This is a genomic window from Streptomyces sp. AP-93 (assembly GCF_022808175.1).
Classification (GTDB): Bacteria; Actinomycetota; Actinomycetes; order Streptomycetales; family Streptomycetaceae; genus Streptomyces.
Genome location: NZ_JALGBX010000005.1, coordinates 22,936 through 38,432, shown reverse-complemented (window position 1 = coordinate 38,432; position 15,497 = coordinate 22,936). Strand labels below are relative to the sequence as shown.

Genomic DNA, 15,497 nt, shown 5'->3' with positions numbered 1-15,497 from the left:
GCACTCAGCGGCCGTGCCGCCGCTCGGCAGTCGCCTTGCACTTTGTTCAAGAAAAGTCGGACGGACGGACGGACGTCAGCGGGATGGGCCACGATTCAGCTCGCCGTCCTGTGCGGGGTGCAGGGTCGCCTCCCCCGTCACCTCGATGCCCGTGCGCTCCCCGGGCCGGGCCGCGGTCGGGCTGGGGACCCGGACGTCGACCGGCTCGTCGATGCCGTCGACGGCGACGGTGACCATGGCGTCGTGGCCGTAGAAGCGGACGTCGGTCACCGTACCGCCGGCCCGGGCCGCATCCGGGTCGGTCAGCCGGAGCTGCTCCGGGCGCAGCAGCACGACGCCCTCGCGGAGCCGGCCGGGCGGGTCCGTCAGGGGGATACGGCCGAGCGCGGTGGCCGCGGCGTCCCGGTCCGCGGTGGCGGAGACGAGCACCGCGTCACCGACGAAGGCGGCGACCCAGGGGTCGGCAGGACGGCTGTACACCTCGTGCGGAGTGGCGCACTGGGCGACGCGGCCGTCCCGGACGACGGCGACGAGGTCGGCCGTGGAGAGGGCTTCCTGCTGGTCGTGGGTGACCAGCAGCGCGGTGGCGCCGGTGGCGTGAAGCGCTGCGCGCACGTCGGCCCGTACGCCGGTGCGCAGCGCGGCGTCGAGGGCGTTGAACGGCTCGTCCAGGAGGACCAGGGCGGGCTGCGGTGCCAGGGCCCGGGCCAGCGCGATGCGCTGCTGCTGGCCGCCGGACAGCTCGTGCGGCATGCGCTCGCCGTAGCCGGCCAGACCGACGAGTTCGAGCATCTCCTGCGTACGCCGCATCCGGGCGGCCCGGTCGAGGCCGGTCAGGCCGAAGGCGACATTGCGGGCCACGCTCAAGTGCGGGAAGAGCGCGCCCTCTTGGGGCACGATGCCGATGCGGCGGCGTTCGGGCGGAAGGTGGACTCCGGGGCCGGTCAGGGTACGTCCGTCGAGGGTGACGGTGCCCGCGTCGGCGCGCAGGAAGCCCGCGATGATGCGCAGCAGCGTGGTCTTGCCGCAGCCGGAGGGGCCGAGGACGGCGGTCAGCGCGCCTCCGGGGACGGCGAGGTCGAGGCCGTCGAGGACCGGCGCCGCACCGGGGCCGTACGCCTTGGCCAGTCCGGCGATCTGCAGGTCGGTCATGTGCGGTGCCTTCCGAGGAGGTAGGACGGGATGGCGGCCAGCAGGATCAGCGCCGCGGCGTAGGGCGCGGCGGCGGCGAAGGATCCGGTGCCGGTTTCCGTCCACAGGCGGGTGGCCAGGGTGTCCATTCCCGTGGGGCGCAGCAGGAGGGTGGCGGGGAGTTCCTTCATGCACACGACGAAGGTGAGCGCGGCTCCGGCGGCGACGCCGGGTGCGGCCAGCGGCACGGTCACCTCGCGCAGCACGCGCAGCGGGGAGCGGCCGAGGGACCGTGCGACGTCCTCCAGGACGGGCGGGGACTGGAGCACGGCGGCGCGGGTCCCGGCGACGGCGACGGGCAGGAAGAGCACGGCGTACGCGCAGACCAGCAGCGGGAGTTCCTGGTAGATCGGCTCGGCGTAGCGGACCGCGAAGAAGACCAGGGACAGCGCGACGGTGATGCCGGGGAGCGCGTGTCCGGCGTACGCCGACTGCTCCAGCAGCCGGGCCGTCCGGCCGCGGTGGCGGGCCGCGATGACGCCGACCGGCAGGGCGAGCAGGGTGGTGAGGGCGGCTCCCGCGGCGGCGACCCCGAGGGTGGTGGCGGCCGTGTCGAAGAGGGTTGCCGGGTCCCAGGTCGCGGAATTCCCGACGGCCAGCCAGTAGCCGAGGGTGGCCAGCGGGGTGAGGACGGCGACGCCGGTGACCGCCGAGCACCAGGCCAGCGCGGGCAGCCGCCAGCGGCCCAGCACCGCGGGAACGGCGGGGCGCGCGGTTCCGCCGCCCGTTCGGGCGTGGCCGGCCCGGCCGCGGGTCCGTGCTTCGGCGGCGACCAGGGCGATCGTCATCACCACGAGGACGATGCTGAGGGCGGCGGCCGGGGTGCGGTCGAAGCTGGCCCGGTAGGAGGTGTAGATGCCGCGGGTGAAGGTGTCGTACCGCATCAGCGATACGGCGCCGAAGTCGGAGAAGACGTACAGCGCGACGAGTACCGCCCCGCCGGCGGCCGCGGGCCGCAGCTGCGGCAGGGTCACCCGCAGGAAGGTCTTCAGCGGTCCGTGGCCCAGGGAGCGGGCGACCTCCTCCTGCGCCGGGTCGGTGCCGCGCAGTGCGGCGGTGACGGGCAGGTAGACGTACGGGAAGCTCACCAGGGTCAGGGCGAGGGCCGACCCGGTGAAGCCGGCCAGGCCCGGGAAGGCGGACAGCCAGGCGAAGGCGGCGACGTAGCTCGGTACGGCCAGCGGCAGGGTCACCAGCACCGACCAGGCACGGGCTCCGGGCAGGTCGGTCCGTACGGTCAGCCACGCCAGGGAGACGCCCAGGACGAGGCAGGCCGAGACGACCACGGCGGCCAGTCCGAGGCTGCGGCCGAGGAGGTGGGCGGTGCGCTCGTCGGCGATGACGTCCCAGGCGAAGGCCGGGCCGCGCTCCAGGGAGCGGACCGCTAGGTAGCCGAGCGGCAGCAGGGCGAACACCGCGGCGACGGCCGCGGGGACGAGCAGGACGGCGGGTGGCCGGTGTCCGGCACGCCACCGCCCGGTCGGCGCGGTGGCGCCGTCCGGGCGGTGGGCAGTGACGGGATCCGTCGGCGTGACGGGATCCGTGGAGTGCATGAGGGGTCAGACCATCCCGGCTTCCTGGAGCATCTTCAGGGTCTCCTGAAGCGATTCCAGCTTCCCGAGGTCGATCTTCGGGGCGTCCAGGGAGGCCAGCGGCGGAAGGCCCTTGACCGTGCTGGTCACGCCGGAGGCGAGCGGGTACTCCTTGGTGTCCTCGGCGAAGTACTTCTGCGCCTTCTCCGAGAGCAGGAAGTCGACGGCCTTCTGGGCGACCGGAGCCTGGTCGGTTCCCTTGACGATGCCGACGCCGGCGGTGTTGACGAGGCCGCCCGGGTCACCGGCGGGAAGGAAGTGGATCTTCGCCTTGACCTTGCTCTCGCCCTTCTCGGCGACCTGCTCGTACCAGTAGTAGTGGTTGACCAGTCCGAGCGAGACCTCGCCCTTGCCGACCGCCTCCAGCACCTTGAGGTTGTTGTCGTACACCTTCGGCTCGTTGGCCTTCAGGCCCTTCAGCCAGGTGCGGGTGGCGTCGTCGCCCTCCAGGACGCGCATGCCGGTGACGAACGCCTGGAAGGAGGCGTTGGTCGGAACGTAGCCGACCTTCCCCTTCCACTCCGGCTTGACGAGATCGTGGACGGTGTCGGGGACCTTGGACACCTGTCCGGGGTTGTAGGCGAGGACGCGGACCCGGCCGGACGTGCCCACCCAGTCGCCGGAACCGCCGCGGAAGCCGGGGTCCACCTTGTCGAGGGAGGTCTGCGGAAGCTTCTCCAGCAGGCCCTTGGTGGACAGGGCCCCGAGGGCGCCCGCATCCTGGGAGAAGAACAGCCCGGCCTTGGTCTTGCCGCCCTCTTCCTCTTCCTGGATCTGCGCGGCGAGTTCGGCGCTCTCGCCGTAGCGGACGGCGACCGTGGTTCCGACGGCCTTCTCCAGCTCGTCGAGGAGCGGCTTGACCAGCTTCTCGTTGCGGCCCGAGTAGATCACGAGCCCCGCGTCGTCCTCGTCTACGCCGCAGGCCGCGACGGCGGGGAGGAGAAGTGCCGCCGCGAAGAGCGCGGTCAAGCGTCGGACCAAGGGGCGTCGCATGGAAAGCCTTCCTACAAGGGCAGGGGAAACCGGTAGCACCCCATAAGTAAGGTAAAGCTAACCTAAAGGTCAAGAGTGACGCACACAACAATTCGACCGTGACCACTCATCGGCGGAGCCGACCCTACCGTTTATTTTCCTATGGATCTTCCATGAATCATCTGTGACTTTCCTGTGACTATCGGGCGAGGTAAGGCTTTCCTAAGATGCGCCCGTGACAGTCCTTTCCGACCTACTCCCAGGCACCGCGTCGGTCCCGTTCGCCCTCGGCCTCGCCGCGCACGGCGACCGGACCGCCGTCATCACGGCCGACGGCCCGGTCAGCTATGCCGAGTTGGCCGCGCGCGTGGACAGGGCGGCCCACCGCCTCGGCGGGGAACGGCGTCTGATCCTGCTGGTCGGTTCCAACACCGTCGATGCCCTCGTCGTCCACCTCGCCGCCCTCGCGGCCGGGCACCCCGTCCTCCTGGTGCCGGGCGACCACCCCGAAGCCGTCCAGTCCCTGATCGACGCGTACGACCCGGACGTCGTGGCCCGCCCCGCGGGCGGGGACATGCTGCTCGACGAGCGGCGCGAGGTCTCGGCGCACGAGCTGCACCCCGACCTCGCCCTGCTGCTCAGCACCTCGGGCTCGACCGGATCGCCGAAGCTCGTCCGGCTGTCGCACGCGAACCTCCAGACCAACGCGGAGTCCATCGCGCAGTACCTGGACATCCGGGACACCGACCGCGCCGCGACCACCCTGCCCCTGCACTACTGCTACGGCCTGTCCGTCGTGCACAGCCACCTCCTGCGCGGCGCCGGACTGATCCTGACCGACCTGTCGGTCGCCGACACCTGCTTCTGGGAGCTGTTCAAGGCCGCCCGGGGGACGTCCCTCGCCGGGGTTCCGTACACCTTCGACCTGCTCGACCGGGTCGGCTTCGCCTCCATGGAACTGCCCCACCTGCGCTACGTCACCCAGGCCGGCGGCCGCCTGGCACCCGACCGGGTCCGGCGGTACGCCGCACTCGGCCGCGCCGCCGGCTGGCAGCTCTTCGTGATGTACGGCCAGACCGAGGCCACGGCCCGCATGGCCTACTTGCCGCCGCACCTCGCGGAAACCCACCCCGAGGCGGCGGGAATCCCGATCCCCGGCGGCTCCTTCCGCCTTCAGCCGCTGCCCGACGGCGCCGACAACCCGGACGGCCCTGACTGCTCCGACTGCTCGGACTGCTCCGGCCGCTCCGGCTGCTCCGACGGCGCCGACGGCTCCGACGGCGCCGACGGCTCCGACGAGAACACCGGCGAACTGGTCTACTCGGGCCCCAACGTCATGCTCGGCTACGCCGTTTCCCCCGACGACCTCGCGCTGGGCCGTACCGTGCACGAGCTCCGCACCGGCGACATCGCGCGCCGCTCGCCCGACGGGCTCTACGAGATCGTCGGCCGGAGCAGCCGGTTCGTGAAGATCCTCGGCCTGCGCATCGACCCCACGCAGGTGGAGGCGATGCTCGCCCGGCACGGCGTCACCGCCCTGTGCACCGGCGACGACGAGGCACTGCGCATCGCGGCCGTCGGCGGCCACGACCGGGATGCCCGCCGGATCGCCAGGCGCGTGGCCGACGACTGCGGCCTGCCGGCCCGCGCCGTCCACGTCCGGATCCTGACCGACCTCCCCCGCCTCGCCACGGGCAAGCCCGACTACCAGGCGGTGCGCGAACTGACCCGTCAGGCGCCCGGCACAGGCACTGGCCCCGGCACCGGCACCGGCCTCACGGCCACACCGGACGGAGCCCCCGAAAGCCTCTGCCTGCTCTACGCGCGGGTCCTCGACCGCTCGGACGTGACCGACGACTGCTCCTTCGTCAGCCTGGGCGGCGACTCGCTCTCGTACGTGGAGATGTCGATCCAGCTCGAAGAGCGGCTCGGTCACCTGCCGGCCGGCTGGCACACGACACCGATCCGGGACCTCAGGCCGCCCGCGCGCACGGAAACCTCCCGCAGGCGCACCCTGGAGACGAGCGTCGCGCTCCGCGCCCTGGCGATCTTCTGCATCGTCGGCTCGCACATCCAGGTGTTCGGCATCAAGGGCGGAGCGCACATCCTCCTCGCGGTCGCCGGATACAACTTCGCCCGCTTCCACCTCACCACGGCCGAACGGCGCGTACGCATACGCCGGGGCTGGACCAGCCTCGCCCGCGTCGCGCTGCCGAGCATGGCCTGGATCGGCGTGATCCTGCTCCTCAACGACGACTACACGCTGGCCAATCTCTTCCTGCTCGACAGCGTCATGGGCCCCGACGGCCTCAAGACCGGCATGCACTTCTGGTTCATCGAGGCCCTCGTCTACATCCTGATCGCCGCCGTCGGCCTCCTGGGCCTGCCCGTGGTGGACCGGGCGGAGCGCCGGTTCCCGTACGCCCTGCCCCTGGCACTCGCCGGTCTGGGACTGCTGACCCGCTACGACCTCGTCGGCCTGCCGGACCGCGAGCAGATCCCCGACGCCATCACGGTCTTCTGGCTGTTCACGCTCGGCTGGGCGGCGGCGAAGGCCACCACCGTGCGGCAGCGCCTGCTGGTCACCGCCGCCGCCCTGGCCACCGTGCCGGGCTTCTTCCCCGGCGACCCGGGACGCGAGGCGATCATCCTCGCCGGATTCGCGCTGCTGGTCTGGGTGCCCAGCCTGCCCAGCCGCGAACGCCTCAACCAACTCGCCGGCCTCCTCGCGACCAGCTCCCTGTACATCTACCTGACCCACTGGCAGATCTTCCCGCTCATCGACGGGGTCTCCCGGCACTTGGCCTTCCTCGCCTCGCTCCTCTTCGGCATCGTCTACGCGGCCGGCGCCGCCCGCCTCATGAGAGGACTGCCGGCACGCAGGAAGGCAACCTGAGTCGCCTGGAAGCGCCGCCACGGCCCGGGCTTGCCCGTCCCGCAGGTTCGACCATCTGCCGCGGGATGTCCTACCCGGGGTGGCCACCGGAAAGGAAGTCCCGGAACACCCGCGAGGAGCGCGGATTCTGCCCGCACTGCCACACTCCGTGCGGGCAGAAGTCCGTGATGCTGTGGTAGAGCGGCCTGTGTTCCTCGATCCATTCCAACATGCGCCGCACGTACTCGGGGTTGTCTCCGTGCCGGAACAGCCCCCACTCGGGGTACGAGGTGGCCTTGCCGTGGGCCCTGGCGAAATCGACCTGCTGCTGCAGTCCATAGGGCTGGGCGACCTGCTCGTCGAAGGTCCGGCCGGGTTCCTGGTCGTACGAGTCCATCCCGACGACATCGACCACGTCATCACCCGGGTAGCACCGGGTCCACGCGATCGCGTCACCGCCGCGGTTGGGGGCGAAGTCGAAACGGAAATCCTGCCCCTTCACGGAGCGCATGGCGGTCACGATGCGCCGCCAGTACGTCTTCCAGTTCTCGGGGTCGGGCCGGCACCGGTGGGTGTAGTCGAAGCCGTTCATCTCCCAGCCGAGCACGATCACCGTGTCCGGCACGTCGAGGTCGACCAGGCGCTCGGCCAGCCGCCGGAAGTGGTGGTCGTGAGTGCCCCGCGCACCGGTGCGGATCAGCTCGGCGACCCGGGCGTCGGGGAAGCCGGCCTCGTTGCGCTCCTGCATGGGCACGTTCAGGACGAACAGCCGGTCGGCTCTCGCGTTGCGCCACCGCGCCCAAGTGCGCAGGGAATCGGGTGCCCCCTCGATGTTCGCCCAGGTGTCGCCCGGCAGATAGGTGTGCCCGGCGCGCAGCTCGGTACCCCCGAGCCAGCGCGAGAGTTCCTGCATCCGCTCGACGCCGGGCGATCCGTAGTGCAGGTAGGCCCCCACCGCGACCTCGCTCCCGGCGTTCGTGCCGGAGTCCTGCCGCGGCGGCGTCAGGGCGCCCGGGGCGCCCCCGGTCAGGAGCAGGCCGACGGCGACCGTAGTCGCGCACACACCCGCCAGCAAGCTGCCTCGACGGGACATGACACCTCCACAAGCTGCGCGCACCGATGTGTCTGGAAGCGACGTTAGGCATCTCATCCGATGCGCGGCCTGTCCGGTGTCCCGATGCTGGGCCATTCGCGGCACCCACCCGCCCCCGCTAGACCCGACCAGGTGAACCTCACCTACGCACCGGGACCCGGCCCGGTCCGGTCCGGCTGACTGTCCGTCCCACTCGCGGAGCAGGGGGCGCCTCGGTGCAGTTTGCTCCGGTCTGTATCCAGGCCCAGCCGTAGGAGCGCGGGCCCTTCGCTCCGGCGCCGGTGCTCTGCCGCTGCCAGGCGTCCGTGGGCTCCGCCCGTGGGCCGACGAGGGACGCATCGCGGCCGTCGGCGGTGGCATGGCGTACGCCACGATGCGCACGGGGGCGGGTGAGCTCGTCCGGGCGCTGCGCGCCATCGGCCTAGACGCCGGCGCCACCGCCTGGACCCTTCCGCTGCCGTACAAGTCCACGGTCGGGATGGCAGTGGCGGGCATGCTCGACGGCCAGGTGTACGTCACCGGGTCGGCGGCGTCGCCCTCCCCCGACCGAAGCAGGGCTGGGTGAGCGCCGCCGTCCCTTCGTGTGGGCCGTGGACCCGGCCGAGCAGAAGGGGTGGCAGGAGCAATCCTCACGGACCCCGAGACCCGCTACCTTCAGGGCGACCTGTTCGTGCCGTCCTCCGGCACCCGCCTGTTCTGGTCGAGCAAGAACACCGACGGCAGCGCGCAGAAGATCGCAGCCCTGGACGTCAGCACCCGGAAGTTCACCTGGGAACAGCCCTCCCCGGCGCCGCGACCAGCATCACGGAGATGCTGCGGCGAGTTCTTCGAGTACACCGACGAGCTGGTGGATCACATGGCGGCGTTGCGAGACCAGTACCCGAACTACCGGGACTTGGCAGAGGTGGGCTACGACTACGGATGAGCTGAGGGAGTCCCCAGTCGGAGCTACTGGGGTTAACAGGTCTGACCGGGTGTCTACGACCTTGGGACTGGTAGGCCCGCATGTTGAGGCGGTGTCGCGTATCCGCGGCTGAGGCCTACGGACCACGACGCTGGGTGAGAAGTCGGGCCGGTTGATTGGGGTCTGGCATGATCGCGCGGTGAGTGATGCGAGGCTGCTGGCCGTGGAGGCCGTTGAGTCACATGTCCGTGCTTTCTTCGAGGGGCATTCCGTTGAGGTCGTTGTCTGCGACCTGGGGCCGGAACGGCGCGAGGTCCTGCCCGACCTGCGGGTTCTCGTTGTCGGCCCCGGTCCGCGCAGCGATAGCTGGGCCTATGTGACCGCCGGGTGCTGGGCCGCGATGGAGAAGGACGGTCATGCGCTTGAGTTCGTCATGACCGCCCACGTCCGCGACCAGCAGTTCATCGACCTCATGGCCATGATCACGTACTACCACTGCGGTGGGCATCAGCTCGACCTGGAGCACAGCATGCCGATCGGCGAACCATGGGTGCCGGGCTCGAAGTGCGACCACCTGCTGATCAGCCTGCCGTATCTCCACGGACCTGACCTTGAAAACTGCCCGCTGCCCGGGGGGCACGCCCGCATCCTGTGGACCTTGCCCGTGACGGCTGCCGAAATCGAGTTCCGCAGGCATCAGGGTCATGAGGCGTTGGAGCAGCTCTTCGACGAGGCGGAGATCATTCCCACTGATCCTTTCCGGGCATCGGTCGTGTGAGGCGTTGGCCGAACCATTCGCGGACGGCCCGCTCCCGGCACGCCTCCGTCCGCTCCCTGGAGCGGTACGCCCGTCCCGGCGTCGACGCGGTCGCCCGGCACGTCGCGCAGCGCGACCCCTCCGCCCGTCGCCGGGCTGACGGGGCTCTCAGGGGTTCAAGATCATCCCATGGCCCCTTTTGGGGCTCCCCTCGGCGATGCCCCCTCCCCCCTCTGGGGGGGGGTCACCGCGCGAAGCACCGTACGCAAAAGCCCCCGGGCCGGCCGTGTGGCCGCCACGGGGGCTGTCGCGTCGAGCGGGCGGGTCAGCCGGCGACCGGCCCCCTCGCACCGCTCGTCGCGGTGCCGGACAGGTGACCGGTCCGGTAGGCCGTCACCTTCACGGTGATGCGCTTCCCGCGCTGGGCACTGGTCAGGGTGAAGGTGGTCCGGGTCGCACCGGTGATCAGCTTGCCGTCCGCGTACCACTTGTAGGTGTACGAGGTCGGTGTGGGAGTCCACGTCCCGCGGTTCGCGGTCAGCACGCTCCCGACCTTGGCCGTTCCCGTGATGGATGGGGCTTTCGTCGCCTTGGGTGCGGCTCCCTTGACGAGCACGGCGGCGCTGGTGGCCTTCACCGCCGGGTGCCCGGCCTTGCGGGCGGTGACGACCACGGTGAGCTGCTTGCCCTGGAGCGCGGAGGGCAGGGTGTACGACGAGGCCGTGGCGCCCGAGATCGACTTGCCGTCGGCGTACCACCTGTAGGTGTGGGCGTCGGCGACCGGCAACCAGGAGCCGATCGTCGCCTTGACCGTGCCACCGACGACCGCGGTGCCGGTGACGGTGGGCGCGGCAGTGGAACGGATCGGAGCGACAACGGTGACCGATGCCATGCCGTACGCCACGCCGTGCGCGAACACGTTCACGGACAGCGGGCCGAGCGGGGCGTTCGTGAGGTCCAGGGCGACCGTCATGCGACGCCGGTCGGGAGCGACGGAGGGGCTCGTCGAGCGGACCCCGAAGCTGCCGTTGTGCACCTCGACCACGGTGTCCTCGCGCAGTGCGCTGCCCGTGACGGTCATGGTGACCTTGCCCCGGCCGACCGTGGACGGACCCACCGTAGCGACGGTCCGCTCGTCGGGACCGCAGAGGAATGCGGCGCACGTCGCGTAGACACGTACCGCGGTGGAGGCCTGTGCGGGCTTCTCCGGCAGGCCGATCACGAGTGTGCTCGGCCGGGAGCCCTTCGGGGAGCCGTTCGGGAGAGAACAGGCGTGAGCCCAGCAGCCGTTCTTCAGATCTGACCGGTCGTACATCCAAGGTGTCGGCGACTGCTCGAAGGTTCCGGCGGGCGTGAACTTCAGGTCGAACCTGTCGCTCGTCGCCGTCGGGAGCACGGCGCAGATCGCCGTCTTCTTTTCGCTCAGGGTGGCGGTCAGCGGCCCGAACCCGTAGCTGACGTTCGGGATCTCGACGCATTCGGGTGCGGGCCCGGCCGCCGTGCCGATGCGCAGTGCGTCCAGCCGGTAGGCGGGTGCGGCGGTCTTGCCCTCCGGGACCTGGACGAGGACCTGGTAGCGGGTGGAGCCGGTGACGGCGCAGCCCGCGGCGTAGTAGTCGCAGACGACTTCGCCGTTCGCCTCGTACGCCAGGAGCCGGGCGGTGCCCTGCGCGTCACGGGCGTTCAGGTGCAGGGTGTCCGCAGCGTCGGCCGTGGTCACCTGGTGGCACAGGAACGTGCCGGGTGTGGCCGGTACGCCTCCGGTGGACGGGCCGCCCACCGCTGCGGCCGCGGTCGGGACGCAGCCGCGCGCGGTGGCGGTGACGTCGAGGCGGGTCAGGGCGAACTCGGCCGGCAGGTTCCGGCTCCGGACGAGGACGGTGTGCGCTGCCTTGGCCGTCAGGGCGCACGAGGAGAAGGAGCCGTAGACCACGCTGATGGTGCAGACGGGCTTGCCCTTCTCGTCGAGGACGCTGACCAAGGCGTTCGAGTCGCCCGAGACCCGCTGGATCTGGAAGAGTTCGCGGGCGGAGTGGTTGCCGGCCGCAATGGACAGGCAGTCGGCGAAGACCTCCGTGCTGGTCTTCACGCTCATCCGGACCGGCTTCCCCGTGAAGTCGCCGGGCAGGAAGGTGCGGCAGGCACTCGGCGCGTCCGTGCGGTGCACGACGAGACGGTAGGCGTCATCCTCGTCGGACGGGTCGATCTTAGAGACGAGGGCGCGGTACGGAGCGGTGCCGCCCAGGACGCAGGTGCCGTCCGTCAGCTTGTCCTCACAGAAGGCGTCCCCCTTGGCGTCGACGACGGTGATGGACGCGGCACCGTCGGACAGGACGGCGACGTGGGCGCCTTGGGGTACCGGCAGGTTCAGGCAGTCGACCTCACCGGGGACGGCGGACGTGCCCTTGTGGTCGCGCGCGAGCGCGACCCCGTTCTCACAGCCCGCCGTGGCGGTGCGGGACAGGATCCGCACGGCGACGTCCGTGAGCAGCGTGTACGGGACGCCGGCGGCGAGCGAGCAGTCCCGCCCGTCCGCGCAGACGGTGGAGCCGTCCGCCGCGTACACCGCGATGCCGGAGACCCCGCCCTGCGCGTCGATGCCGTGGGCGTTGTAGCGGCCGGTCACGGCCGGGGTGAACGTCCTGCACCCGGTCTGCGGGGCGGCCTGCGCCGGCGCGGAGCCGTACGCGGTCATGGCGACGGGAGCACAGCCCGCCGGGTTCGACAGACGCCGGACTTTCAGGGTGTACGCGGCGGGGAAGCCTGCGCTGGGGCGCTGGACCTCGGCGAGGACGCGGTAGCCTCCCACCCCTGCGGGCAGGACGCAGTCGGCGCTGTCGCAGATGCGCTTGCCGGTGTCGTCGGTGATCCAGTGCCCGAAGTCTCCGTACTCGGCAAGCTGGAAGCCGGCGGTGATCCGCTCGCCGGGAGCGGCGGTGAACGCGTGGCAGACAATGCCCAGGCGGTCCGCGGCGATCCCCGTGGCCGGGGCGGAGTCGTAGCTGGTGCCGACCACGGCCGGGCATCCGGGGGCTGCCATCAGCGGGACGAGGGAGACCCGGTTCGTGATGGGCTCCCAGTGGCTGTTGTAGACCGAGAGCGTGTACGTCCCGGCCGCGAGCTCGCACCACGAGCCGTCCCACGGGTCCCCGCAAACGACATTGCTCCCACCGGAACTCAGCGAAGCGGAGGCGTACTGATCGGAGACGAGGAGCCGGTGCATGCCCGGCTTCGTCACGACGACCTCGAAGCAGCCCGTGCCCTGGGGCGCGATCGTGGCACTGCCGACCGCGCCGCCCGGATCGCCGAGCGGCGCGAGCGCGAGCGGCGCACAGGGTTCGGCGGCCGAACCTGCCGGTACCGGCGCCTGCTCTGCGGCCTTGCCCGCGCGGACCGGGCTCGCCGGGCGCTGCACCGGTTCAGCCTGCGCCGCGGGCGCGTGTGCGGGTGCCGCGCTCGTGGGCGCGGCGCTCGTGGGCGCGGTGGCCGACGGCGTCGCGGCGAACGCGTTCCCGGCCGGGATGGCGGGCACCAACAGCGCCGCCAGCAGAGCGGGTACCAGCAGCCGTCTCGCGGATCTGGACCCTGCGCGCGAACGCGCGGAATTGAGCATTTCGTTCCCCCCGAAGCGATTTCCCCGATGTGGACGTCCACATGGGCGTCAAACTGTACGGTCAGCCTCGGACAGGCCTGTCACGGCCGACCCCTGTTGACCAGGCGGAACACCGAAGGCCGACCGGGCCGCGGCCGGGTACAGGAGAACCGAGGATCCCCGGACTTCGACGCGAGGAGATCACTCGGGAGCCTGGGACATCGGCCCTTTCGACAACGCAATTGCTGCGGACCTCGCATACACCCTGGACGAGCGTCGGCGCCGCATCCCACACCGCATGGGCGTGCTCACGGCGACGTTCGGCTCGGGCGGTCATGTGTATCTGGGCTGGACCCTGCGCTCCGGCTTCTTCCCCGGCGACTGGAACTGCACCGTGACGACCGTGATCGAGGCCGGTGAGGGGATGACGGCCGTAGCCGCTGACCTGCGGGAATTCCTGCGCGAAGAGTAGGTTGTCGGCAGTCGGCCCGTCCTGAGGAGTTCCTTAGCTGTTCGGCGCGGGCGCGGGTGGTCGCGAGGCGGTAGGAGTCGGTTCCGGAGGCGGCTCGCCGTCGCGGGCATCCCCACTCTTCACGGCCGGATCGCGACCCTGCAACAGCTCGTCCTTCAGGCCCCGCCCTCGGTTGTCGCCGGGATGCTCGGCTACCACGCCGTCCGCACCGAGGCAGTCGCCGCTCAAGCGGGAGAACCTGGAAGAAGTACGCCCCCGGAGACCACGTTCGGTGACCTACCGGTCGTCAGGTCCAGGGATCAGGTCACCCGATCACAGACTCGTACCAGTGCCGCCCCGCGGATGCGGCGTGGGCTCGGCGGCTGGAGATCCGGGATCCAGGGCAGCATCCGCTGCACTCGCAGCGGGCTCAGGAAGCGGTGGTCCACTCAGGATGATGGCTGAGTCGCGTCGCTGGTGAGGGCATAGGTTGCTGTGACCTCTGGCGAATCGACCGTGCCGTGGAATGCAAGGCGTCGGGTGGGACCACTCTTCAAGCACGTCGAGATGCCATCCTCGCTCCCCCGGGTCGGATGTGCCGCAGAGGCACACGCCATTTGGGAGGGCGAGGATGGCGTCACGAGCGAACTGGGAGATCCCTCTGCCGTAGTGCGTGGGGCGCAGGCCGCGTGAGTGGGGAGGTTCCTGGCAGTCCCGGTAACGGCAGATCCGGCCCCACTCCGCCTGTGGCTTCCATCCGCGTATCGGCTTGAGCGCGCTGTCGTCCTTTCCGCTGTCGCTCCACTGCTGGTTGTGGGTGGCGCAGTAACGCACGCCCCTTCCCTCGCCGGCATACCACCGTGTCCTGCCGCGGCCGCCGCGAGAGGGAAACGGCGTCCGGACGAGCCGGGACGCACGGGTCCGCCGGTGGCGTCGCGGCATCGGCACTGCGCCAACCCGGCAACGTGTCGCGGCCGCATAGCGACGGACACCACCTGGCGGGCGAGTCCGGCATACGGTCGAGTGACGGCCGACCCGTGCCACCAGCACCGGAACAGGAGCAGGAGCAGCCCATGCGTCTCTACGCCCAGACCCCGGCACGGCGGAACCGGCAGATCCTTGCGGACCTGATCGCCGTACTGCTGATCGCCGCCACGGTGAAGTTCGCCCTGACCGTCCACGGCGCGATCATGCAGCTGGCCGAACCCGGACGTAAGGTCGAGAGCTCCGGCGAAAGCCTCGCCAGCGCCCTCACCGAAGCCGGCGACACTGCCTCCGGCGTGCCACTCGTCGGCGACCTCCTGAGGAAACCGTTCCGGTCCGCGGCCGACGCCGGCATCGGACTCGCCGACGCGGGGCAGTCACTGCAGGACGTCGTCAGCCAGGTGGCCACCCTGGCCGCGCTCGCGCTGATCATCCTTCCCGTGGCCTTCATCCTGCTGCTGTGGCTTCCCCTGCGCGTGCGCTGGATCCGTCGCAGCGCCACCATCCGGGACCTCCTCGACGCACCCGGAGGCGCCGACCTGCTCGCCCTGCGCGCCCTCACCGAACCGCCGCGCGCCCTCTCCACGATCCCCACCCCCGCAGGCGGCCTCGCCGACGCCTGGCGCCGCGGCGACCGGCAAGTCATCGCCGACCTGTCCGAGATCGCCCTCAAGCGGGCGGGCCTGAAGCCCTGACGGGCGCGGCAAGGAAGAAGACCGAGCCAGGAGGAGCGGAGCGGTGCGGACTCGTCGGAAAATGCCTCGACACGTGACACCGCCCACGCCAAGTGCGCGCCCCTGGACCGAGGAAGACCCCGACCGCGAGATGCGCATCGCCGTCGACTTCCCGCTCGCGCAGCTCCTCGACGAGTACGCCGAACAAAGCGCCCGCTACCGCGAGCTGGTCGCCGCGGCAGCCCTGGACCAGCGGGCGGAACGAGCCGTCCGGGGCGGCCTCCACGTCGACCTGCGCTGGATCCTCCTCCACCTCACCGAGGAGACGGCCCGCCACAACGGCCACCTGGACATCCTGCGGGAGCTGCTCGACGGCACGACCGGCGCCTAGGTTCGAATCGATGCCGACCAT

The 15,497-nt window shown here is 71.0% G+C and carries 12 protein-coding genes; 7 read left to right on the top strand and 5 right to left on the bottom strand.

The window, feature by feature from the left end:
* Positions 1-75 precede the first annotated feature (75 nt).
* The 3 genes from MTF69_RS09985 to MTF69_RS09975 are packed head-to-tail and all read right to left on the bottom strand — an operon-like array spanning position 76 to position 3,776.
* Positions 76-1,152, bottom strand: a complete 1,077-nt coding sequence (locus MTF69_RS09985) for an ABC transporter ATP-binding protein (protein ID WP_243332728.1) — start codon at positions 1,150-1,152, stop codon at positions 76-78.
* Positions 1,149-2,744 carry an iron ABC transporter permease gene (locus tag MTF69_RS09980; protein WP_243332725.1) on the bottom strand — a complete coding sequence of 532 codons (1,596 nt, stop codon included), beginning with the start codon at positions 2,742-2,744 and terminating at the stop codon, positions 1,149-1,151. The genes MTF69_RS09985 and MTF69_RS09980 overlap by 4 nt, the downstream gene beginning before the upstream one ends.
* Positions 2,745-2,750: 6 nt before the next feature.
* Entirely contained in the window at positions 2,751-3,776 is a 1,026-nt protein-coding gene (locus MTF69_RS09975; RefSeq protein WP_243332724.1) for an iron ABC transporter substrate-binding protein, read from the bottom strand.
* A 214-nt stretch (positions 3,777-3,990) separates the two neighbouring features.
* Here MTF69_RS09975 and MTF69_RS09970 point away from each other — a divergent pair, with 214 nt between their 5' ends.
* Positions 3,991-6,651: an AMP-binding protein gene (locus MTF69_RS09970; protein ID WP_243332722.1), complete on the top strand. Its 2,661-nt coding sequence runs from the start codon at positions 3,991-3,993 to the stop codon at positions 6,649-6,651.
* A gap of 70 nt (positions 6,652-6,721) precedes the next feature.
* On the opposite strand, the gene MTF69_RS09965 is transcribed toward MTF69_RS09970, so the two are convergent.
* Positions 6,722-7,723: a glycosyl hydrolase gene (locus tag MTF69_RS09965; RefSeq protein ID WP_374322600.1), complete on the bottom strand. Its 1,002-nt coding sequence runs from the start codon at positions 7,721-7,723 to the stop codon at positions 6,722-6,724.
* A gap of 358 nt (positions 7,724-8,081) precedes the next feature.
* Between MTF69_RS09965 and MTF69_RS09960 the strand changes: the two genes are divergently transcribed.
* From MTF69_RS09960 to MTF69_RS09950, 3 genes are all read left to right on the top strand, one after another.
* Positions 8,082-8,288, top strand: a complete 207-nt coding sequence (locus MTF69_RS09960; RefSeq protein WP_243332720.1) for a hypothetical protein — start codon at positions 8,082-8,084, stop codon at positions 8,286-8,288.
* A gap of 48 nt (positions 8,289-8,336) precedes the next feature.
* The gene (locus MTF69_RS09955; RefSeq protein WP_243332719.1) at positions 8,337-8,648 is read left to right on the top strand and encodes a hypothetical protein; all 312 of its coding nucleotides are present in this window, start codon (positions 8,337-8,339) and stop codon (positions 8,646-8,648) included.
* Between the two features lie 178 nt (positions 8,649-8,826).
* Positions 8,827-9,405 (top strand): suppressor of fused domain protein, encoded by a 579-nt coding sequence (locus MTF69_RS09950; RefSeq protein ID WP_243332717.1) that lies wholly within the window; start codon positions 8,827-8,829, stop codon positions 9,403-9,405.
* 304 nt (positions 9,406-9,709) lie between these two features.
* Here the strand turns inward: MTF69_RS09950 and MTF69_RS09945 are convergent, their stop codons facing one another.
* The gene (locus tag MTF69_RS09945) at positions 9,710-12,916 is read right to left on the bottom strand and encodes a Tat pathway signal protein (RefSeq protein WP_243332715.1); all 3,207 of its coding nucleotides are present in this window, start codon (positions 12,914-12,916) and stop codon (positions 9,710-9,712) included.
* 358 nt (positions 12,917-13,274) lie between these two features.
* On the opposite strand from MTF69_RS09945, the gene MTF69_RS09940 reads away from it, so the two are divergent.
* The 3 genes from MTF69_RS09940 (at position 13,275) to MTF69_RS09930 (ending at position 15,476) form a co-directional block, all read left to right on the top strand.
* Positions 13,275-13,448, top strand: a complete 174-nt coding sequence (locus MTF69_RS09940; RefSeq protein WP_243332712.1) for a DUF6228 family protein — start codon at positions 13,275-13,277, stop codon at positions 13,446-13,448.
* 1,052 nt (positions 13,449-14,500) lie between these two features.
* The gene (locus tag MTF69_RS09935) at positions 14,501-15,106 is read left to right on the top strand and encodes a hypothetical protein (protein ID WP_243332710.1); all 606 of its coding nucleotides are present in this window, start codon (positions 14,501-14,503) and stop codon (positions 15,104-15,106) included.
* Between the two features lie 61 nt (positions 15,107-15,167).
* Positions 15,168-15,476: a DUF664 domain-containing protein gene (locus MTF69_RS09930; protein WP_374322594.1), complete on the top strand. Its 309-nt coding sequence runs from the start codon at positions 15,168-15,170 to the stop codon at positions 15,474-15,476.
* Positions 15,477-15,497: the final 21 nt, after the last annotated feature.